The following is a 22,617-nucleotide window of genomic DNA, read 5'->3' on the forward strand; positions in this document are numbered from 1 at the left end:
ATCTCTATTGAAACGTTATTTTTCAAATATATATGTTTGCAAAATGGCATACAAGGCATTGTGAGCACTTGTTTTTAAGCCATTTGCAATGCCGGATTGATCTTTTTTATAGGCTTGTTTCAATCTCTTTTTATTGGCCGTTTTTGACATGATATCAAGCATTAGATCATTCCCTGAAACAACCGCATCATCTGCATGCATGAAACCGAATACTGCATCGCTAGATACAATTCCTTCAAAGCCCCATTCTTTACGTAAAACATCATTTAATAAAGTTGAATTGGCTCCAGCCCATTGTCCGTTTAAGAAGCTGAAACTAGACATTGCACCATATGTTCCGCCTTCTTTTACGGCAATTTCAAACGGTTTTAAATGAAGCTCACGCATGGCTTGCTCATTTGCCCAAACGTATAAACCTGAACGAGCATTTGTTTCTTGATCATTCATAGCAAAATGTTTGATAAAGACGATCACGCCTTGATCTTGAGAACCCTTGGTAACAGAGGCAGCCATTTTTCCAGACAATAACGGGTCTTCAGAGAAATACTCAAAATTACGTCCGCCTTGTGCTGTACGGTGGATATTCATCGCTGGCGCATACCAACCATGAACGCCCATAGCACGTGCTTCTTTTCCGACTGATTGTCCCCACTCATAGGCCAACTGATCATTCCAAGTCGAAGCAATCACAATTTCTGTTGGGTAGGCTGCTGCTTTAACTGGCTTAAAGAAGAAGTTGATCCCAGCAGGACCGTCTAAAAGAACTGTTGCAGGCACACCTAAACGTTCAACAGCATTTGTTTTATATGCTCCTTGTGTGTAAAAATCCATTAATTCTTCTACTGAGAATTGTGCTAAGAAATCATCCCATTTTGGATCATCATAGCTTAAGTCTTTTAGATCTTCAAGCTTGATGCCATTTTCTTGTTCGAATTTTGGCATTGTCATTTTAGAATCAGTCCGTTGTTTATTCACTTCATCTAAAACAAATGTTGGCGCCGTATAATTTAAATTATCATCTGATGGATACGTTTTTTCCCAGTCATTACGAGATAGATAGGTCTGTTCATTCGCATTTTTCTCGAACTGATTTTGGATTTGTGTACCTGTTTGGGCATCTTCTTTGATCACTATTTCTTTTGGATTGTGATACTCAACAGTTTCTGTAATATCATGAACATTTTTGCCTAATTTGATCTTGTAAGTTCCTTCTTCTAGAACATACGCTTCTTTATCATTCATATCATAAGAAGCCATATCATTTGTTGAAAAAGTTAGGGTAACTATTTCTTTTTCATTTGGTTTCAATAGTTTTGTTTTTCCGTATGCGCCAAGTTCGATCGCTGATTTTTCTATGCCATTTTTTGTATAAGGTGCTGAAAAGTACAGTTGCAGAACATCTTTTCCTGCTGATTCACCAATATTTGTCACTTCAACGTCCAACGAGATCGTTTTTTCGTTCATTTTGGTATCGACGAGTTTCCAATCGAAGTTTGTATAACTTAGGCCATAGCCGTATGGGAATTGAACGGCTTTTTCATACCCTGCTTCGTTTTGCTCATAAAATGTTTCATAGAAACGATAGCCAATATAAATTCCTTCTTGATAGTTGACAAAGTGCTTGTCTAAATTATCGTATTTATAGCTGCCAAAATTTTCACTAGCCGGTGCAGAATCAATTTGATATGCATAGGTATCAGTTAGTCGACCGGAAGGATTTATTTTCCCTGCTAAAACATTACCCAATGAGCGTGTGCCGTATGGACCAGGTGTTCCGACCCAAACAATCGACCGAATCGTTGGAAATTCTTCTAAATAGCCTAATTCTAAAGTATTCCCTGAATTGATGACAATTGTGACATTTTCAAAATTTTCCGCCACTTGTTTAATCAACGCTTTTTTATTTTCAGTCAATTTCAACTGAGATTGATCCATATCACTGCTTTCTACTCCTGCACTAGCCAAAACGATCACTGCATTTTGTGAATAGTCAGTTGCTTGTTTTACGATATCTTTCGTCAAATAATCGATTTCAGGCTCATCGCCATCCTCTTTTGACACCATCATTTTTGCAATCGCCATTAACCCTGTATCGCTTTTTCCTGTTGTATCTTTCACCTCAGGTCGTTCCATATAAAAATCATATAAGTCCTTGTTATACGCTAGTCCTGCTTCTTCAAGACCGTCATACAAAGAAATCGCTCTAGAAGTATCTGAACCACCGGAACCGCCGCCACCATACCTAAAGCCAAAGGATGACACGCCAAACACGTTGACTTTTTTATCAGCTAACGGTAATGATTGCTGTTCATTTTTTAATAATACGATGCCTTCATCAGCAATTTTTTCAGATACTTTTTCTCCATCTGACCTAGCTTGGCTTGAAGCTTTTGAATCCTCTGCCAGTTCGATGCCCTTACCCGACATTGTTTCAGTCATATCTTTTACTGTCGGTCCAACTTTTACAACGATTGTAAGTATTGCCAAGACAATGACGGACCAAATGATCCCACGTCGTGGTCTATTTTTGATTTTTTTATATAATCTATGTTCTTTCTTTAATTGTTTCTTTTGAGCCTTGTCTGTTATCTGCAGCTGTTCTTTGTACTCGATTTTCTTAGCTTTTTGTTTCTGCTTCAATGCTTGCTTAGCCGCTTCTTGCTCTGCTTGTGGTAATGTCTTGATGGCAGCTTTTTCTTCTTTTAACTGTATTCGATCTTTTTTCACTTCAGCAACGATTTTCTTTTTTCGTACTTTTCTTGCTTGTATCCACTCTTTCATAAATAGCCCCTCCTCAAAAATCTATATCAATCATAAAACAGCGCTTTCATTTTGTCGGTCGATTAATTGTTTGAAATAAACAATAAATTGCTATTTTAGAAGAAACCTCATTTCTAAAATAGCAATTTTTCACCTATTTATTTTATTTTTTTTAAATCAATCATCATGATTCCCAGTAAAGGGACAGCTACATCCAGTTGGTAATCTTCCGATACATCCAGCCTTTTCATACTTCTTTTTGGCTGCATGAACTGATTGATCAGCGTTACATCTTCCCAAGACAATATCACGTCTTCTTGATAATCCATGTACTCTTTTTGCTGTCGTTTGACTTCTGGTGTTAATTCTTGCTTTTCAATCTGATATTGTCCATTCAATCCCTTTAACTGAAAATGTAAAGAAATCATCGGCTGTTGATGATACGTTGATTCTCCTTCTACATCCCAGCGATTTGCTAAATCCACTACCTGGTTTTCTGGATAGATTGCTAAAATCCGATAATTATCATTTTTCTTCGTGATACAGCAATATTCATTTTTAAAAACAACATCTGAATATAACGAATGAGAAAAAAGATAGGTAAACCAACTGTCTCTGATGACTCCTCTTGGTGACACTAATGCCAGTTTATTTGCCAATTCTTCAGGAAAATACGTAAATAGTTTTTCACCGTCTAGAGAAACGGGCTGATAAAAGTCAGTTTGATAATCGAAATCATTAAAAAACGTCCAAATCATTAAATTCGCATAAATCAGCTGAGGAAACTGTTGGTAATAGTCATCTTGCTCCAGCTCAGTCATTCGTTTTAAAATGATACTTTGCCAAATCATATTTTCATTCTTTTCAATGATTTTTAAATATTTCTGTTCAGCCAAACTGGCAAGTGCAGTTCCTAGACCTATTGGTTTTACAGATGTCATATCATCGATGCTGAACACTTTTTTTTCTCCAGAAACCTTAGCATCATAATGTCTGGTTTCCAATGGATGAGTAGGAAAATGAATCAACACTTTCTCTATACTGCTAAATAAAGGAATCAGCATTCGGATCGGTTCACACAATTCTCCTTTATCTGTAAATTCGTAAAAACAACGAAATTCGATCACCCATTGATCGTTTTCTGGAAAAGCAGCATCTAAAAAATAAACAAAGGCTTGGAAAAGTGTATAAAACTCCTGTTGCTGCTTACCTGTTATTTGTTTAAATCGATCGTAATCTGCCGCTCCAATCTGTAAATACGGAACCATACCTGCATCTAAAATTTGCTTAAGTATGCGTTCTACTTTATTAAAACTTGTTTCCCAGCTATCCACTTCAGCTGATAAATCAAATTTTTCTACTAATTGCTGGACAGCTACATATTGAAACCCAATTTGTTTTTTGACGAGTGGTAAAAATGCTGCCAAATTTTCTTCTCTCACTTTTACAACATGCCAAATTTTTTTCAGCTGGGCTTTTATTTCTCTCATATCTACTGAACGATGGATCACATGGGTTCGTTTCAAAGCGGTACTTATTAAGTCTGTTTCAGAAATATATGGGGTAAGTAGTTTAATGATTGCTTGATCGCCCTCAATCACCGGCTCTGATTCCTTCCATTGCTCATGATGCAGTTTACGAAAGACTTGAGGGGTAATGCCATTTTTCTTTTTAAATGCTTCATTAAACGAACGACTGGTCGGAAAGCCATTTTGTAAAGCAATGTCCAGTATACTTTTATTTGTTAATTCCAGCATTCTGACACTATTCAACAAACGAATTTCTTGTAAATATTGACCAATGGAAATCCCCAGCTGCTTTTTGAATAAGTGAGCTAGATAGTATTTGCTGATAAAGAAAGTTTCTGCCAGTTTTCCCAGTGTTAAATTTTCTTGGTAATGGTCATTGATATAATCGATAATCGCTGAAGTTTTGTCTGAAATAGCAATATTTTCTGGATTTACTTCAGCTGTTTCCCTTGGAACATATCGAAGCAAAAGACCTACTAATCGTTGAATAAAGCCATCGATAATGTAAGTGAAGCCTTCTTTTCGCTGCGCACCTTCTACAAAAATAGATGCTAAACATTGTGTCAATTTATCATACAAGCTTTCATTATAGGTTGGAGAAAGAGGCCGCGAAAGCTTGAATTTTTCTTTCCTTTGTTCTAATGGCAATAAGATCAGCTGAACACTCATGGTGAGATTATGTTCTTTTCCAATATAGCAAACGACTTCTCCCGCATTTACAAGATAGATCTCACCCGTTTGTAAATGAATCATTTTTCCTTCGGTCAAGACTTCCAATGTACCAGATAACACAAACAGAATTTTAGTCTTTTCATTTACGTGAAACTCTGTTTTTTCAATCGTTTCAACGATTGCTGGCGAAGCTGACTGATTCAACTGCATTTTATGCACCTCTATTGTTTTTAGTAGATTTCTTCAATCACATTATACTATAAGCGCTATCAGATAAAAGTCAATAAAAAAAGGAATGAGGCATAACTCTTCGAGTTATCTCTCATCCCTTTAAAAACTGAATAAACGCTTTTGTTCCATTTTCGTGTAACTGTTCGTTTATTCGGCTAGATCTTCAAACTGTGAATTGTAAAGTGACGCATAATATCCGCCTTCAGCCAACAATTCTTCATGTGTTCCTTGTTCTTTGATATCACCATCTTGCATATAAAGAATTTTATCTGCATCTTTGATTGTTGATAATCGGTGAGCAATAACAAATGATGTACGACCAGCCATTAAATTATTCATCGCTTCTTGAATCAAGCCTTCCGTCCGTGTATCGACAGAGGAAGTTGCTTCATCCAAAATCAAAATCGGTTTGTCAGCTAAAATTGCACGAGCAATAGTCAATAATTGTTTTTGTCCTTGTGAAATATTTGAAGATTCTTCATTTAATTCCATGTTGTACCCGCCAGGTAATGTTTGGATAAAGTGATGTACATGAGCAGCTTTTGCCGCAGCATACACTTCTTCATCGGTTGCGTCTAAACGTCCATAGCGCAAGTTTTCCATGATCGTACCCTTAAACAGCCACGTATCTTGTAAAACCATTCCAATATTTTTACGTAAATCAGCGCGGTTAAAATCTTTGATGTTATGACCATCGATTTTGATTGCACCAGAATTGACATCGTAAAAACGCATCAATAATTTTACCATTGTTGTTTTTCCTGCACCGGTTGGTCCAACGATGGCCACTGTTTGTCCTGGCTCAACATGAGAACTAAAGTCTTGAATGACGATTTTATCCGGTGTATAGCCGAACTGAACATGATCAAAGTCGACCATACCTTTCGCCTTATCGATTTTAACTGGATTTGGAACGGTTTGATCTTCTTCTTCCTCACCAAGGAATTCAAAGACACGTTCTGCCGCTGCAGCCATTGATTGAAGCATGTTTGATACTTGAGCTAACTGTGCGATCGGCTGCGTCAAATTACGAACATATTGGATAAACGCTTGAATATCCCCAACAGTAATTGAACCATTGTACGCCATAATACCACCGACGATAGCAACAGCGACATACCCTAAGTTTCCGACAAAGTTCATGATTGGCTGCATCAAACCTGAAAGAAATTGTGATTTCCAAGCTGATTTGAACAACACATCATTTTGGTCTTTAAATTCTTTTAATGAGTTTTCTTCATCATTGAACAAACGAACGATATTATAGCCGCCGATCGTTTCTTCAACTTTACCATTGATGACGCCAAGATATTCTTGTTGTGTTTTAAAGTATTTTTGAGAATTTTTTACAACGATCATGATCAAAATAAATGAAATCGGCACGATTAAAATTGCGATACCTGTCATTTTTACAGAAATCGAAAGCATCATTACGATAACCCCGATAATAGTAAATACAGATGTAATCAATTGAGTGATCGACTGATTCAATGATTGACCTAAGGTATCTACGTCATTTGTGATACGTGATAGTACTTCACCTGTTGTGCGACTTTCAAAATAATTCATAGGCATACGATCTATTTTTTCAGAAATTTCTTTTCTCATACGGTAAGTGATTTTTTGTGAGATCGTAGACATGATCCATCCTTGGATTATCCCAAAAAGTGCTGCAACCAGATACAGACCTAGCATAAATAGTAAAATACCGCCGATTTTGTCGAAATCGATGCCGCCTGTTCCTTGATATTTTTTGATTAAACCGTTAAACAATTCTGTGATTGCTTTTGATAAGATCTTAGGTCCCCAAATATTGAAGACGGTTGAGGCGATCGCAAAGATGATCACAAAGAATACCGGGATTTTATAGGCGCCGATATAGGACACTAATTTCTTAATAGTGCCTTTGAAATCTTTTGCTTTTTCAACTGGAGCAATATTTCCAGGACCGCCGCCGCGACGAGGCCGATTTTGTTTTTCTTCTGCCATTTTTTGCTCCTCCTTAATCCGCTTCTTCTATGCCTAATTCAGCATTGCTTAATTGTGACTGGGCAATTTCTTGATAGACTTGTGATGATTCCATCAACTCTTCATGTGTTCCCTGATCAACGATACGGCCTTCATTCAATACAATAATGTTATCTGCATGAAGAATGGTCGAAATCTTTTGAGCCACAATGATTTGGGTCACATCGTTGATATTTTCAGATAATGCTTTCCGTAAAGCTACATCTGTCTTGTTATCAAGTGCTGAGAAAGAGTCATCAAAAATCAATATTTTAGGATTTTTTGCTAATGCACGAGCAATCGATAAACGCTGTTTTTGTCCACCTGAAACATTGGTTCCGCCTTGAGAAATTTCACGAGTGTAGCCTTTTTCGTTTGAATCGATAAATTCTTCTGCTTGAGCGATCCGAGCAGCTTTTTTCATTTCTTCATCTGAAATATCTGCATCTCCAAATTTAATATTAGAGGCAATATCCCCTGAGAACAGCATTCCTTTTTGTGGTACAAAGCCAATGATTTCATGTAGTTTGTGTAAGGACATTTCGCGTACATCCACACCATCGATCGTGATTCTACCTCCAGTTACATCGAATAAACGCGGAATCAAGTTGATGATCGTCGATTTACCCGAGCCTGTCGATCCGATCAAGGCTGTTGTTTGTCCTGGCTTAGCAACAAAATTGATATGATGCAGCACATCTTCATCCGCATCACCATAACGGAATTGAACGGCTTCAAATTTCACTTCACCAGTAAAATCAGTGTCATCTTTTGGTTGTTTTGGATCTGTGATTGTCGGTACAGTATCTAATACTTCTTCAACACGTCCAGCTGCTACATTCGCACGCGGAAGAATGATAGAAACCATGGATAACATCATAAAGGCCATAACGATCATCATTGTGTATGTGATAAAAGCCATCATATCCCCAACCTGTAATTGACCGTTATTCATATTGTGACCACCGACCCAGACGATCAAGACAGAGATCCCGTTCATCATCAGCATCATCACCGGCATCATAATGGACATGGAGCGGTTAACGAAGAGCTGTGTTTTCATTAAATTCGTATTGGCAACATCAAATCGTTTTTCTTCGTACTTCTCACGAGAAAAGGCACGAATAACTGGCAACCCTGTAATAATTTCACGAGAAACTAAGTTCACTCGGTCAACCAAGTTTTGCAACGCTTTGAATTTTGGCATCGTAAAAATCAAGAGTGTCATTACTAAGACTAATACCGCTGCAACTGCGACTCCAACGATCCAGCCCATTCCAGTTCCAGTTTTGTATACTTGATAGATCCCACCGATCCCAAGAATTGGCGCATACAAGACGATACGCATGATCATGACGATCCCCATTTGCATTTGCTGGATATCGTTTGTATTACGCGTAATCAATGACGCTGGAGAGAATTTTTCCATTTCAGTATTTGAGAATTGTAACGTTTTTTCATATTGACCCACACGTAAATTACGTCCCACAGAGGCCGCAACAAGTGACGCAATCAAACCTACGATGATCGCAGCCACAGCTGAAACAAGTGTTAATAGGATCATTTTTGTTCCTGTTTTGATAATGTAATCTGTTTGAATTTGTTGTGTATCCATCTTCAATGCTTTGTATTCGGCTAAGGTCAACTGAATACCAACTGTTTTGATTGAATCTGCGCCAAGATCACCAAGGCTTTCTTTCGTTTTCTTTCTGGCAGCTTCGACTTTTTCAGGCATAGCATCTGTTGCAGATTTTAAAGAATCCGCAAGTTTTTGCGCTTCAGCCCCTTTGGCTTGTGCTTGCGCGGCTAGGGTTTGAGCTTCACTTGCATTTTCTGCTGCTGTAGCCATATCTGTTGCTGTAGCGGCAGCTTCACCTGCTGCTTGGGCTTGCTCTCCTAAAGCTTTAGCTTCTTCCCCTAATTTTTTGGCTTTTTCTGCATCTGTGCCGATTGCTTTATACTCTTCAATAATTGCTTTTGCTTCACTGGCAGAAGAAGAATCTTTTGCTTGAGAAGATGCCAACATCATCATTGGTAAGTTAAAGATATCTGCTAATTTTTCTTCAGTCATTCCATTTTGAAGATCTAATTTATAAATATCGACTTTTTTTCCATCAATCGTTTGAGTCGTTTCTTTATAATTATCTTCAATGATTTTCTTTTCATCTTCGGTCATAAACATTTCGATTCCCTGAAGAGTTGTTTTCCTGATTTTCTCAGGCGTAGAGTTTTCAAGCCCTCCTTGTTGAATACCGATATCAACAATGTCTGATGTTAAGTTTGGTAAGCTTAGATCACTATTAGCTTGCACGACTAAAAGCACAAGAACTGCGATGACCGCATACCAGTATTTGCCTAGATATTTAAAAATCTTCACTATTGGTCACCTTCCTCTTTCAGAGATATTTTTTGGGCGCAGTCAACAAATTTCGCAACAAGCTCTATGAACAATACTGTATCGTCTTCGCCCATCATTTTGAAAATTTGAACGATTTTATCACGCATCTGTTTTTTTTCATGCTTTGCCGCTTTTTTGCCACTTTCAGTTAACGTGACATTGATCCGTCTTCGATCATTTTCATCCATGTTTCGTTCAATCAGTCCTTTTTTCTCTAAGCTTCCTAAAACGACTGCAATTCGAGCGCTAGATAAATTCAATGAATCCGCTAAATGCTTTGGACTTGTTGGTTCACCATATTTATAGAGAAATTTGATGACCATACTTTCACCTTGATTACTCTTTTCAAATCTGCTAAACGCACTATTACGGTTTTCCACCATCAAACGAATGAGCTCTTGTTCAGCTTCTTCTGCGAATGACATATGACTCCTCCTTCTTTAAAAATAATCACTTTCACCATTAATAACTAACAGTGTTAGTAATTAATACTGTTTGATATTAACCCATGCATCTTTTAATGTCAATACTATTGAACGAAAATAGAAAATGAATACGTTTTTATTTAAAAAATTATAAATCATTCATTCTATCTATTAAGATTTTGATTTTTTCACTATAAAAAAGCATGGAACAAAACAAAAAAGCGAGCAATACAAGAAGCGTATCGTTCGCTTGTTACTCCAATTGCTCGAACCTAATTGACTGTTGGCTCAACCTCTTTTTCTACTACTGAATTTTTGCTTAATCTTTTGATAATATAAAAAGGTTTGGCGGGCGTGTTTCATCTTTCGATATCTTTTTGGTTGTTTTTTATAAAACTCTTGATGGTAATTTTCTGCTGGCCAAAAGGTTGTTGCTGGTTTAATTTCTGTGACGATTGGCTTATCGAATTTTCCCGAGGTAATCAATTCATTTTTAGAACGTTCGGCAATTTGTCTTTGCTGATCGTTTTGCACAAAAATAATGGGTCTGTATTGATTTCCTCGATCTTGAAATTGTCCAAAAGCATCGGTCGGATCAGAAATTGTCCAATACAAAGCCACCAGCTCTTCATAAGAAATACGCCGCTTATCAAAAATAATTTCGACTGCTTCAACATGTCCTGTATAACCGCCACTGACTTGGTCATAGGTGGGATGATCTGTTTTTCCTCCTATATAACCAGATAAGACAGAAATAATTCCTGGATGGGTTTCAAAAGGTTCAACCATACACCAAAAACAGCCTCCAGCAAATACTGCACGTTCTTGATTGATAGGATCTACTATCTCATGTTTCGAAAAGTCATACGTCACTTTTCCTAATGGATTATTTGTGATCCTTAAGTAAAAATCCATAACATCCGGAGTTAGATTGTTTCTGCTGGCTAACGGTCTGAATACTGCCTCTAGTTTAGCAAGTTGATCAGACAGTTTGCTGCCTGTTTCAAGCTTCTCTTTAGTTTCCATCAGTTGTGTTCGTTCCCACTCACGAGTTCCAGGATTCAAAATGAGGTTATACATTTCATTGAGTGCTTCTTCTTGTGTTAATCGCATCATAAAAACTCCTTTATCTTTTTTATTTTGCTTCATCGATTAAAGAGCCGGATCATATAGTTGAATCCTAACTGACGATCATGAGTAGCCACCGATTTTCAGTCAAAAAATCTCATCTGAAATGTATCACATTTTTATTTTCTACGCTACTAAACGAATTGGTCTAATTTTTTGTAAAAAAATAACTGGAGCATAACTCAACGAGTTACAATCCAGTTATTTAATATTTGAATACAGATGGAAACTTTTCAACCTAAGCCATGTTCGAATCAACGGACAAATGCCTTGATCGTCTTTATGGTCTTTCCTTTACTTTTACCATAAGGTTCAATTTCATAGCTGCCTATGGTTGCTGGAATAATAAACGTTTGAGCATATTGGACAGAAAATGGTTGAAATTTGCCTTCTGTACTCGTGACCAGTGCCTCCTCTCCTTCAACAAGATTCAAAACATTGACACTGCCATGATTTTCATGGTGTACTTTTTTGCTAAATGTGTGTCGGCGTGTTTCAATAAATTCCGTTTCATGAAGCCCCGTCTTTTCCTCTATCCAGCCGTCACCTTGATCCACAACAGTGATCGGGTTAATCAACTCCCGTTCGACCCAAGCTGAATCTTTATACATATCAATATTTTTCTCACCATGATCGATATTGACAGGTCTTGGCAAGCCATCAAAATCAACGCGGTCCCAATCCCACAGCTTAAAGGTAAAACGGTTCGGTGTTGCACTGATTTCTAAAATCACTGAATCTTTCCCGCTGGAATGGATCGTCCCAGAAGGAATCGAATAATGATCATGTTTTTTCATGGTGTGGCGATAAATGTATTTTTCATCATCAAAACCAGCCCCGTTTTCAGCAGCTTTTAGTGCATCGATCAAGGCTTCTTTTTGTACACCTTGATTTAAACCCAAATATACGACCGCCTCATTTTTAGCCTCTAACACATAGTAGCTTTCATCCTGCGTATAATTGACGCCAAATTGCTGCTGTGCATAATCGACTTTTGGGTGGACTTGCAGACTGAGATTTTGTCCATCCATTGTATCCAGAAAATTAAATCGGATCGGAAATTCATGTCCAAATCGTCCAAATGCACGGGCACCTAATAATTTTTCAGCCTGATTAAAAATGAGATTATTTGCTGGAACCTCAATACTTATTCCTGAAAAATCTAATAATAAACTGTTTTCTTCTGGAACACCATTAAAACTCCATGCTAAATTCGGTTCATTTTCTCCAACACCAAATTGCTGCTGCATCCATGTTCCACCCCAAACACCGGGATCAAAAAAGGGCACTAAAGAAAAGGGCTGATTAACGACTTCTTCTAAGCCTTTTAAATAGTCTGGATAAGCAATCAATTTAGGTTCATCTTCATCATGGATATCCAATAAATAATCGATTTTTTCGGAAAGCTGCTGTTTGTAGCGATCAGCCAACGGCCATTCAAAAAAGTACCCTCGTTTGATCATTCTTAGAGAATCTTCTCCGTTATTTTCAGCCAGCCAGTTGCTATATTTACCTGAACGATACCTTTTTTGAATTTCCCATCTAGCCAAATCAACGTAGATAACCATATCTGCTTTTTCTATTAAGGAAGCGCCCATTCCATAAATGACGGTTAGACCGCCTTGTGACGATTGTTCTGTTATTCGTTGTACTTGATTTATATACTTTTGTTCGTCGATAAACTCTTGTATTGTATGGTGGCTCATCAAACCGAAAATGCGATCATCAGTTATATTTGCTTCAATTATCGTATTGATTTCTGCTGGCGTCTTAAACAGTTCTTCTGCCGCAATGACTAATGCTGGACTCAGTGGATGAATCAACTGCTTCAATAAAAGTTTTTCATTCGTTACAGGATAGCATTCAATAGCTAGTGTAAAAGAATCTTTCATAGCTATTTTTTCTTTCAAACTTTCGACGATCGTTTCATAGGTTGTTACAACGTTTGCTTCACGATTTATTTTTATCTTCGGACGTACAATTGATAATTTCAACATTGCTCTCTCCATTCTTAACTACTCTAATTGGAAAATGACAATTCACATAATCATGTCCAGATTCCGTCAACCAACACGCTCCCACTGACAATTTTTCAATACCGCTATTGATCAGACGATGACTAGTGTTGCCGGGAATATAATGAACGGATCCCTCTTTAACCTCTTGCAGCTCATAGCTATTATCAGCAAAAACAAGCAGTAACAAGCCTTCTCCTTTTAAGCCCCAATAATATTCTCCTGTCGCCTTTTTTTGATGAAGATGGCCTTTGGTCATATGGTATTCATCACCGATCGTTCCAGGCATCACATGTGAAATTCCCCAAAATAAACCGCCCTCATCGCCTTCTTTTAAACCATTATCATGATACTCCACCTCGTAGATCACCTTTTCAGGATCGTCCAGTTCAGTGAGCTCTTGATAATACTCTGCATAACTCCCTAGTTTGGGCTGGCTGTATTTTATTTCGTTTCCTTCTAAACAAAGATGTTCTTTATTAAAATGAATCATTTTTGTCCTCCCTTTTTATGGTTCAAAATTCTCCCATAATGATTGATAGGCGGCTGGATTTGTGACAAAATCAAAAGTCGATGTTTTTTGCTCATATTGAGAATAGAGGTTTTCTTTTGATAACCCAAATTCCGGATACATTCGAGCAGTTTTTTCTATTAATTTGGCTTGCGTGTAATGGTTATTTTTTACCCACACGACTTGATCATTTTCCATCACTGGATAAAAGGCTAAACCATGTTTTTCGCGTATTTCTTTGTATTCAAAGGCATAATCACGAATACACCATGCTCCAAAAAGCATTTTTTCACTCGTGCTCGCATTCACTGTATAATGTGCCCAGTTTGGCGGAACGATCACACTATCTCCCGCTCTAGCAATGACTGCAAAACAACGTCCTGGACTTTCAGCTACAAACTCCTGCATATAAATGTATGCTTTTCCCTGCCAAATTTCATATACTTCAGGTGTTGATGACTTGCAGGAGGCTGAAACTGCATGAATATGACCTTGACTTCTCACCAATTCAGTACCGATGAGTCCATTATTGTAAGCGACCATGCCATATAATAAGTGTCGCTTATGCAAATCTTCAAAATGAACTGTTTTCCCTACGTCCATTGCGATTGTATACAACACTTCCGGTCCTTCAGCATGTTTGTCCAGTAAACTGCTACGAACATCGTTTAAATACCTTCTTTCCAATCGGTTCGGATAAAACAAGCCTGTTCCAAATTCCAGTGTCAGCTCTGTCTCGTTTAACTGAACAGCCAATCCTCCATCAAAACTCATCATCAACCTCCTCATTTGTAACGATCGTATAGTCTTGAATCGCTTCTTTAGCAGAACTAATCGCCTCTGGAATCAACGCATCAATAGTTTTCACTGAGCTTGATAAGACTAAATCAAGAAGTAAGGGTAAATTCATTCCGCTAATCAAGCGGACATCACCAGTCCCATTTAATAGGCTGAACGCTGTTGCTCCAGGTGATCCTGCTGGAAGATCACTAACAATAATAGTTGTTCCTTCAAAAGAATCTTTAGATAAAAGACGACACTTTTCTTTAAACGCTTCAATCCCTTCTTCATCCAATTCGATCGTGTAAACTTCCTTTTGAACACCTACAATGAACTCTAAAGCCTTCTTTATTCCAGAAGCTAACCCAAAATGACTGACCAAAATAATTCGAGTATTCACCTTTTCATTCCTCCTCTTAAAATAGATAAGCTAGACCAACCGCAGCAAAAGCGACGATAAAATAAATGAAAATCAGCTTAACCGGAGACACACTTCTTTTTGCCATTAAGTACCATGAAGCAAAGATTGCAGCTAACGGTGCTAGTTTCGGGAATATCCCATCTAATATCGCCTGCACATCGATTTTCGTCCCTGTTAAAGCAAAGGTCGCAGCTATGTCAAGATTGACATAAGAAGCGGCTACACCTCCAATAACTGTCATCCCCAAAACCGTAATCGCTTTCGTAATTTGTTGCGCTTTTTCACCAGTAAATACATCCACAGATTCCGCACCTAATTCATATCCTTTAAAAAATAGATAGCGTGAACCAAAATAAACAATGCTATTAAATGAAAGAATATAAAATAAAACACCTAAGATACTACCATTCGCTGAAAGTCCCATTCCTATTGAAAGTAAAATAGGAATCAGCATTCCCGGAATCATTGAATCACCAATTCCAGCTAAGGGACCCATCAAACCAATTTTCAAACTATTGATCAGCTCTCCTGTGATACCAGTGTTGCCCATTGCTTTTTGCTCCTCAAGCCCAACGGCGATCCCGTTGATCAATGCACCTACTTGCGGTTCTGTATTATAAAAAGCAGTGTGTCGCTCCAGCATCTCTTTTTTCTTTTCTGGTTCTTCTTGATACAGTTTATCTGCAACCGGCTCCATTGAAAGTGCAAACCCCATTGCTTCTAAAAATTCAAAACTCATTGCTACTAAGTTATACATCATCCATCTATGATAAGATTTTGTTAATGTCTTTTTATCTAAAATTTTTTCAGCCATCCTTAAAACTCCTCCTCGTCCTCATCTTCAACAAGTACTCCTGCTGAACTAACCGGGGTATTTTTACTTGATCCAATATAATAAAGATAGGCAATCACTGCCGCAACAATCGTTAATGCGATCATATTTAACTCTAAGAACACAATGCAAACAAACCCCAATAAGAAGAATAAAAACAATGAATTCTCTTTGACTACCGCTGTTAATAGCATTGCAATCCCGATTGCCGGAAGTACACCACCTAAGTAGCTCATGACATCAACGATATATTGAGGCATCGACTCCAACATGTTTTTTGCGAAACCAGAACCAAAATAAATCACTAAAAACGATGGAACAAAACGAGAAACAAAGTTGACCAGCTGAGGACCTATGATTGCATTTGTTCGAAACTTCTTATAATCTCCTTCTTGAATAGCGGCAACAGCGCGATGATTCCAAAATGAGTTGACCACTTGATACATATTGAAAACGATCGTGCCAAGAATTCCAATTGTTGTTGCCAATGTCACCGCAACCTCGGTACTCGTATGAGAAAGCATTGCTAAAGCAATCGCTGGGAACGCCACAAAATTCAGATCAGCTGGCATTTGACCTCCAGGAGTAACCATTGCGATATAAACCGTTTGAATCGCAACTCCCATGATAATTCCCTGTTTCATGTCTCCTAAAATCAATCCAACGATCATTCCTGAAACTAAAGGTCGAGTAATCGTATACCAACCACCAGTCAATCCCAACAGCCAAGGTGTCGATAATGCGCCCAAGTAACAAAAGATCGAAATAGCAACTGCTTGAACCAATAAAGTGATGTCCATCCTATGCTCCTCCTTCTGCTTTCAACTCGTCCCATGTTTTCTTTTTCGAGTCCGGAACAAGTTGAAATGAAATAGTCATCCCGTATTTTTGTAAAGTATCAAATGCGCTTTCCTCTGCTGAGAGCATACTTAAATTTTTACCGTATTTTTTTGCGCCATCACGAGCACTCATCGGCCCAACATTTAATTCACTTAATTGCGAAATAAAATCGACACCGCTTTCAAAAATTCGGACAAGTGTTTCTGGCGAGCGTGCGATCAAGAAATACTGACGTTTACTCTCAACAATTTTCGGCCATTTTTGAATGATTTCCTCTTCTGTCATCACAAATCCTTTTAAAGGCAACGGAACTGCTGACTTCAACATTTTCGCTAGTACTGGATTTTTCGCTGATGGATCATCGACTGCCACAACACCATCACACTTTCTCTCACTCATCCAACGAGTGACCACCTGACCGTGGATAATGCGGTCGTCGATCCTAATAAATGAAATTGCCATTTTTTGCTTCCTCCTCAATTGATATAATGTCATTACAATAAGATATAATAAAAATATATTTCTAAATGAAGAAATATATTTTTTACCAAATTTAAGTGAAATCATTGACATAGTAACGATATTCACTACCTATATAAAAGCATTCTGAGTACTCATGAAACGTCTTTCCGACCTGTTGCGTGATTCGAACTCTTTTTAAAATGGGTGTGTGCTCATCAATTTCTAGAACCTTCACCAACTGCTCGTTAGGTTTGACTGCTTCCACATATTCCTTGATTGAATCAACAATAATATCAAAGGACTTCAAATATTCATAAAAAGAACCATAATAATCCTCATCATTTATTGAAAAGAACGATTCATAGGTGAAATAGGTGTCGAAAAAGGCAAAAGCCAATTCGTCTGTACCAAACACCCGCTGTAAATTCAACACAGGATTCCCTTCGTTGATATTTAAAAAGTTAGCAATTTTGGCAGTTGCTTTTTCCGTTTTGATTTGTGCTTTTAACGTATGGACTTTTCTGCCAAGATTATTCATTTCCTGTGTAAAACTTTTAACGACTGTTTCTTTCGCTTCTACTTCTTTTTCCTGAACAAACGTACCTACTGCACGCTTACGATATAACAACCCTTCGTTGACCAGCTGATCGATTGCTTTTCTAATCGTAATACGGCTGACATCATAAATCGTACAAAGTTCATATTCTGTCGGGATCTGATCTTCGACGTTCCACTCACCAGAGTTGATCTTAAACTTCAAGTCACTGGCAATTTGAATGTATAGCGGTAATCGATTATCATTCATTCCTCCACCATCTTTCTACATCTCATTGTCATAACAATAGCACATGATTTTATTTCATGCAACCGTTTTTAAAATAAATCGAATGATACGATACCTAAAAAAATGAAAAAAAGCTAGAAACGCCTTCATTTTAAAGGCCTTTCTAGCTAACACGTTTCATTCAAAAATATAGTTCCTGTTACTTTTCAATGCCGCATAGTTGATGCCTAAAAAAATTTTGATATAGATCAACCTATTGAAAAACATTCGTTAATGTCTTGAAAATGCTTACATGTCCTCATTTTGCACAAAATAACTAAGGTCAAATGAACCCGGAACAAAACGACTTTCGGTATACTCGAATGATTTGCCCATATCGTTATAGACTAAATTCTCTAAGACACCAACGCAATTATAGGTACCCAAATCCAGCTTCTCTTGATCATTACTCGTTGCAGCTACAACTAGAAATCGGCGTTTAGCTGCAGCTAGCCGTAAATTATGCTTTTTAAAATAGTCATAAACGGACTCTTCCACGATCGTCTGGTCTAACTCTGGCACCTGCTCTGCACGAAAATAGCTATGATCTAAAATCAGTCTAGACTCATTAAGAAATCGAATCCGCTCTACTTCATATAATGTCTCTCCCTTTGAAAACGGTAATCGTTGACTATCCTCTTCTTGAACAACGATTTTCTGGAATTTCGTCACTAATGTCTCTGTTGTTAGATCATTATCTGTTTTGATTGCTTCTAATCCACCAAACGTTTCAGCGTTGAACGACCAGCGGCTATCATCAAATGTCTCTAAAATGACAACTCCTCTACCTTTCACACTATACGTGTAGCCGTCCTCATTCAAAAGACTAATGGCACGTCGAATCGTATTTCTACTTGCATTGAATTCTTTTGTTAAAACGTCCTCTGTCGGCAACATTTCTTTGTATTGATTTGTTTTTATTTTTTCGACTAATGTTAAATAAATCGAATGAAACTTAGCTTGTGCCATTTTTCCCTCTCCTTATCAAGAATACACGTTAAAATGAATTGTAGTTGATTTATCGTTTATGAACAACCCTTTACTAATAAAATCTGCTATAACACAGCCGTATCTAAAGAGCCACTCACCTTTTTAGCATGAATTGTTTTCCCATACAAATAGGTTAACACAAAAGAAAGAGCAAATGCTACAAACATGATGATATAGTGCGGCAACCAAAATTGAACTGGAATGATTGTAAAGGCTAACGGTCCACTTGGTCCAAGTGATATTGCATAGATTTTGAAAATCATCACTAACGCACCAGCCACACCAGAACTAATAATTGAGCATATAAACGGAAATTTTGCCGGAATCGTTACACCAAACATTGATGGTTCTGTCACGCCTAAAACAGATGAAAGTCCAGCTGAAAATGCGATGCCGCGGTCTGATTTATTTTTTGCCAGTAAGCCCATAGCAATGTCAGCGCCTGCTTCTGCTACACAAACGATCGTAATAATAGACAACATATAGCTTTGCTGTGTAGTAGCAATGAGTTGAATGTTGATTGCAATCAATGCATGATGCATCCCAGTAAGAACTAACGGTTCCCATAATAAACCAAAAATCAATCCTGCTAAAATCGGATTAAAATCGAATAAGAACAAGACACTATCTGTAATCCAAGTAGCAACTTGATTCATTACTGGGCCAATCACAAGAAATGTTAGAAATGACGTAACCAAAATCGCAATAGGTGCAATCAAAATCAGTTGTAACACACCTGGAACAACCTTTCGTAAATTTTTTTCAATCAATACAAGAACGTATGAGGCAACTAAAGGAGGCAGGACTGAGTTTTGATAGCCGATTTTCATAATATCCAACCCAAAAATTGACCAATATTCCGGCTCAACGGCTCCTGAAATGACCGAGGACAACTGGCTGCCAGATAACAAGTCCGCATTGATCAAAACCAATCCAAGTAAAATTCCCAGTAATGGATTGCCCCCAAAACGTTTTGTCGCTGACCAAGCAACCAATACCGGAATGTATGTGAACGCCGTATTAGCAACCATCAATATCATTTCAGCTAAACCGTCGATTGCTGGATAGCTGCTAACTAGAGCATCCGTACCAAAAATCCCTGGTGCTGTAAGAATATTTCCGATTCCAAGTAAAATACCTGCACCGACGATCGCTGGTAGAATTGGGATAAACACGTCTGAGAATATTTTTAGTCCCTCTTGAAGCGGAGTTCTTTTATTCGTTTTTTCAGTACCTGTTTTTTGATCAGATAATCCACTACTAATTTGTGATTGAATCTCATCGAACACATCATCCACCGTTCCAGGACCAATAATCACTTGATACTGACCGTTAGCAACAATCGTGCCTTTTACTAATTTGATTTTTTTAAGTTCCTCTTCTTTGATAAGGCTTTCATCTTTGAGGACAAATCGTAATCTAGTGATACAATGAGTGAAATGTACAATATTTTTCTCCCCACCAATACATTCTACGATCTGCTTTGCATCTTTTTCAAACTTCCGGCTCATATTCACCACTCCTAAAATTTGTTTAAACACATTTTTTGTCTAAACAAATTTAACATGTCGTTGGTAGCGTTGTCAACTATTTTTTTATTTGTATTTCAGTCATTTTAGATAGAAAACTCTTAAACTGGCTAACAAGCATTTTCGGGTATTTGTTTAAACAAATATTGACAAAAAAATAAATCGACTGTATGATATTTCATAATCAGATAGCAGAATCAGAGAAATCATTCTCCATTGCTCTTTTTTTGCTGATTAACCAAAAGAATAAAGTAATTTTGAGGTGACAGTATGGAAGCCTTAGCATGGCATCAAACATTTTCTAACTACCATAATCTTTCTTATCAACCAAATCAAAAAAAAGAACACCTATGTATCAAACAAAATCTACAAGGTAAGCGCATTCGTGTTGAATTATCAAATCAATATGACTCAATTTCTCTTCATGTGAAACGAGTACAAGTCAGCTTAACAGCAGATATGAAACAAGCAGTCGCTTTGACTTTACATGGAGAAAAAACATTCACGATACCACCAAATCAACGTCTTTGGACTGATTCTGTAGCATTTGATATTCCTCCAGCACATGAATTGTATTTTGAATTAGAACTTCAAAATGAGCGAAATCTACTGGCCAGTTCTGCAAACCTTTTATCTAATGAAATCGTTCGTGGCAAAGAATACGCAGGACCTACTTTCATTTACGGATTGACCTCTATTAAAATTGATACCGGAAGACAAAAGCCAATGACTATCGCTTTTTTTGGAGATTCTTTAACCAATCAAGGCTATTTTAGTGATCATGTTCTTCACTCACTGTATCAAACTGATTTACCAATAACCGGATTCAACGCAGGTATATCAGGAAATCGCTTGTTATTAGCTGGAACTGCTAATTCTCAGTGGAAAGAAAGCTTCGGTCTAGCAGGTGTTCAACGCTTTCGCGACAATGTTATCACCCATCAACCAGATATCGTTATCGGTCTAATCGGCACCAATGATTTACTGCATCCAGGAACTGGCAGCTCAATCGCAGAATTGCCTTCAGCTGAACAAATGATTACAGGCTATCAGCGATTATATAACGAAGCGGATGCAAATAATACTAGTTACATCGCCCTGACAATACCGCCTTTTGGCAACTCATCTAATCACGATGTACCTGCTTGGAATAATGAAAAAGAAATCCTTCGACAGACAATCAACACTTGGCTTTTAGCACAGCCAAATACGATCGACAGCGCCTCTTTTTTAACCGATGCTGATCATCCTCATCTCTTAAAAGAAGCGGTTGATTGCGGAGATCATATTCATTTTTCAGAAAATGGCGGAAAGCTGTTAGGAACATATATTTTTGAAGCCTTGCTTCCATTATTGACTAATAAACTAAACGAGAGAGGTCCTAACTATGCAAACATTTAATTTGTCCCTTCAATCAAAAGAACAAGATTTTCCAGCTTCGATTGACGTGTACTTACGTGAAAATATTTCAATAGAAAATCATTTGTTGCCTGTTTTAGTCATTTGCCCAGGAGGAGGGTATGATTTTTTGTCCAACAGAGAGTCTGAACCACTAGCTTTAGCTTTTTTAGCCCAAGGTTTTCAAGCAATCGTGCTAAATTACACAACTATGCAAGATGATCTAAAAACAGATTTTCTGAATGCAACAGTGAATCAAGTGAAACAAACCTTTGATATGATTTATCAAAACAAGGAAGAATGGCAAATCGATACAAACAACATTTTTTTACTTGGTTGCTCCGCTGGCGGTCACTTAGCCGCATCTTATTCAACAAGATGGCAAGAATTTGCAGACAAGACTTCTCATTATAAGCCTGCTGGAACAATTTTATGCTATCCAGTGACTAGTTTTCAGCTAGGATGGCCTAAAGCTATCACTCATTTTGATTTTCCAATCAGTGATATCGAACGATATGATACAGCGAATAAGATCGATCAAAATACACCAGAAACATTTATTTGGCATACTGCTAATGACACTGCTGTTCCAGTTTTAAATACTTTGAACTATTGCGAAAAATTAGAGAAAAGTTCAATTCCCTTCGAATGTCATATCTTTGAATCTGGTCGACATGGTCTTTCCCTAGCCACTCGTGCTTCTGCTTCAAAAAATACTGAGCAGTATCTTGACCCGATTGTCGCAAGCTGGTTTCCCACCTGCATAACTTGGCTAAATAAACGCTTATAAATACAATTTTTATTCACGAAATAAGCTAAACTAAAAAAGTCTGCGGCAACTATGTTACGCCGCAGACACACTATTT

The 22,617-nt window shown here is 37.6% G+C and carries 18 protein-coding genes; 2 read left to right on the plus strand and 16 right to left on the minus strand.

All coding sequences use genetic code 11. The features are described from left to right. Positions 1-15: 15 nt before the first annotated feature. The 16 genes from BCR25_RS12700 to BCR25_RS12775 form a co-directional block, all read right to left on the minus strand. Entirely contained in the window at positions 16-2,781 is a 2,766-nt protein-coding gene (locus BCR25_RS12700; RefSeq protein WP_069663963.1) for a glycoside hydrolase family 3 protein, read from the minus strand. A 137-nt stretch (positions 2,782-2,918) separates the two neighbouring features. Further along, positions 2,919-5,171 (minus strand): helix-turn-helix domain-containing protein, encoded by a 2,253-nt coding sequence (locus BCR25_RS12705; protein WP_069663964.1) that lies wholly within the window; start codon positions 5,169-5,171, stop codon positions 2,919-2,921. Between the two features lie 168 nt (positions 5,172-5,339). After that, positions 5,340-7,181, minus strand: a complete 1,842-nt coding sequence (locus BCR25_RS12710) for an ABC transporter ATP-binding protein (protein ID WP_069663965.1) — start codon at positions 7,179-7,181, stop codon at positions 5,340-5,342. A 13-nt stretch (positions 7,182-7,194) separates the two neighbouring features. After that, positions 7,195-9,576 (minus strand): ABC transporter ATP-binding protein, encoded by a 2,382-nt coding sequence (locus BCR25_RS12715; RefSeq protein ID WP_069663966.1) that lies wholly within the window; start codon positions 9,574-9,576, stop codon positions 7,195-7,197. After that, positions 9,576-10,022: a MarR family winged helix-turn-helix transcriptional regulator gene (locus tag BCR25_RS12720; RefSeq protein WP_069663967.1), complete on the minus strand. Its 447-nt coding sequence runs from the start codon at positions 10,020-10,022 to the stop codon at positions 9,576-9,578. The genes BCR25_RS12715 and BCR25_RS12720 overlap by 1 nt, the downstream gene beginning before the upstream one ends. Before the next feature lie 288 nt (positions 10,023-10,310). Further along, the gene (gene msrA / locus BCR25_RS12725; RefSeq protein ID WP_069663968.1) at positions 10,311-11,135 is read right to left on the minus strand and encodes a peptide-methionine (S)-S-oxide reductase MsrA; all 825 of its coding nucleotides are present in this window, start codon (positions 11,133-11,135) and stop codon (positions 10,311-10,313) included. A 269-nt stretch (positions 11,136-11,404) separates the two neighbouring features. Beyond that, on the minus strand, positions 11,405-13,147 hold the full coding sequence (locus BCR25_RS12730; RefSeq protein WP_069663969.1) for a class I mannose-6-phosphate isomerase: 1,743 nt from the start codon (positions 13,145-13,147) through the stop codon (positions 11,405-11,407). Next, the gene (locus BCR25_RS12735) at positions 13,101-13,658 is read right to left on the minus strand and encodes a glucose-6-phosphate isomerase family protein (protein WP_069663970.1); all 558 of its coding nucleotides are present in this window, start codon (positions 13,656-13,658) and stop codon (positions 13,101-13,103) included. The genes BCR25_RS12730 and BCR25_RS12735 overlap by 47 nt, the downstream gene beginning before the upstream one ends. 15 nt (positions 13,659-13,673) lie before the next feature. Continuing rightward, the gene (locus BCR25_RS12740) at positions 13,674-14,450 is read right to left on the minus strand and encodes a glucose-6-phosphate isomerase family protein (RefSeq protein WP_069663971.1); all 777 of its coding nucleotides are present in this window, start codon (positions 14,448-14,450) and stop codon (positions 13,674-13,676) included. Further along, a complete protein-coding gene (locus BCR25_RS12745) occupies positions 14,440-14,856 on the minus strand; it encodes a PTS sugar transporter subunit IIA (RefSeq protein WP_169819021.1) in 417 nt (138 codons plus the stop codon). Before BCR25_RS12745 ends, BCR25_RS12740 begins: the two co-directional genes overlap by 11 nt. A 16-nt stretch (positions 14,857-14,872) precedes the next feature. Beyond that, a complete protein-coding gene (locus BCR25_RS12750) occupies positions 14,873-15,691 on the minus strand; it encodes a PTS system mannose/fructose/sorbose family transporter subunit IID (protein ID WP_069663972.1) in 819 nt (272 codons plus the stop codon). A 2-nt stretch (positions 15,692-15,693) separates the two neighbouring features. After that, complete coding sequence (locus BCR25_RS12755; RefSeq protein ID WP_069663973.1) at positions 15,694-16,509, minus strand: PTS mannose/fructose/sorbose/N-acetylgalactosamine transporter subunit IIC; 816 nt, start codon at positions 16,507-16,509, stop codon at positions 15,694-15,696. Between the two features lies 1 nt (position 16,510). Continuing rightward, on the minus strand, positions 16,511-17,011 hold the full coding sequence (locus BCR25_RS12760; RefSeq protein WP_069663974.1) for a PTS sugar transporter subunit IIB: 501 nt from the start codon (positions 17,009-17,011) through the stop codon (positions 16,511-16,513). A 91-nt stretch (positions 17,012-17,102) separates the two neighbouring features. Next, a complete protein-coding gene (locus tag BCR25_RS12765) occupies positions 17,103-17,816 on the minus strand; it encodes a GntR family transcriptional regulator (RefSeq protein WP_069663975.1) in 714 nt (237 codons plus the stop codon). A gap of 267 nt (positions 17,817-18,083) precedes the next feature. Further along, the gene (locus BCR25_RS12770; protein ID WP_069663976.1) at positions 18,084-18,803 is read right to left on the minus strand and encodes a GntR family transcriptional regulator; all 720 of its coding nucleotides are present in this window, start codon (positions 18,801-18,803) and stop codon (positions 18,084-18,086) included. Between the two features lie 86 nt (positions 18,804-18,889). Continuing rightward, positions 18,890-20,335, minus strand: a complete 1,446-nt coding sequence (locus BCR25_RS12775) for a PTS transporter subunit EIIC (RefSeq protein ID WP_069663977.1) — start codon at positions 20,333-20,335, stop codon at positions 18,890-18,892. A 288-nt stretch (positions 20,336-20,623) separates the two neighbouring features. Here BCR25_RS12775 and BCR25_RS12780 point away from each other — a divergent pair, with 288 nt between their 5' ends. Continuing rightward, positions 20,624-21,754 carry a GDSL-type esterase/lipase family protein gene (locus BCR25_RS12780; RefSeq protein WP_069663978.1) on the plus strand — a complete coding sequence of 377 codons (1,131 nt, stop codon included), beginning with the start codon at positions 20,624-20,626 and terminating at the stop codon, positions 21,752-21,754. Further along, entirely contained in the window at positions 21,741-22,541 is an 801-nt protein-coding gene (locus BCR25_RS12785; protein ID WP_069663979.1) for an alpha/beta hydrolase, read from the plus strand. The genes BCR25_RS12780 and BCR25_RS12785 overlap by 14 nt, the downstream gene beginning before the upstream one ends. Positions 22,542-22,617: the final 76 nt, after the last annotated feature.

This window comes from Enterococcus termitis (assembly GCF_001730305.1).
GTDB lineage: Bacteria > Bacillota > Bacilli > Lactobacillales > Enterococcaceae > Enterococcus_L > Enterococcus_L termitis.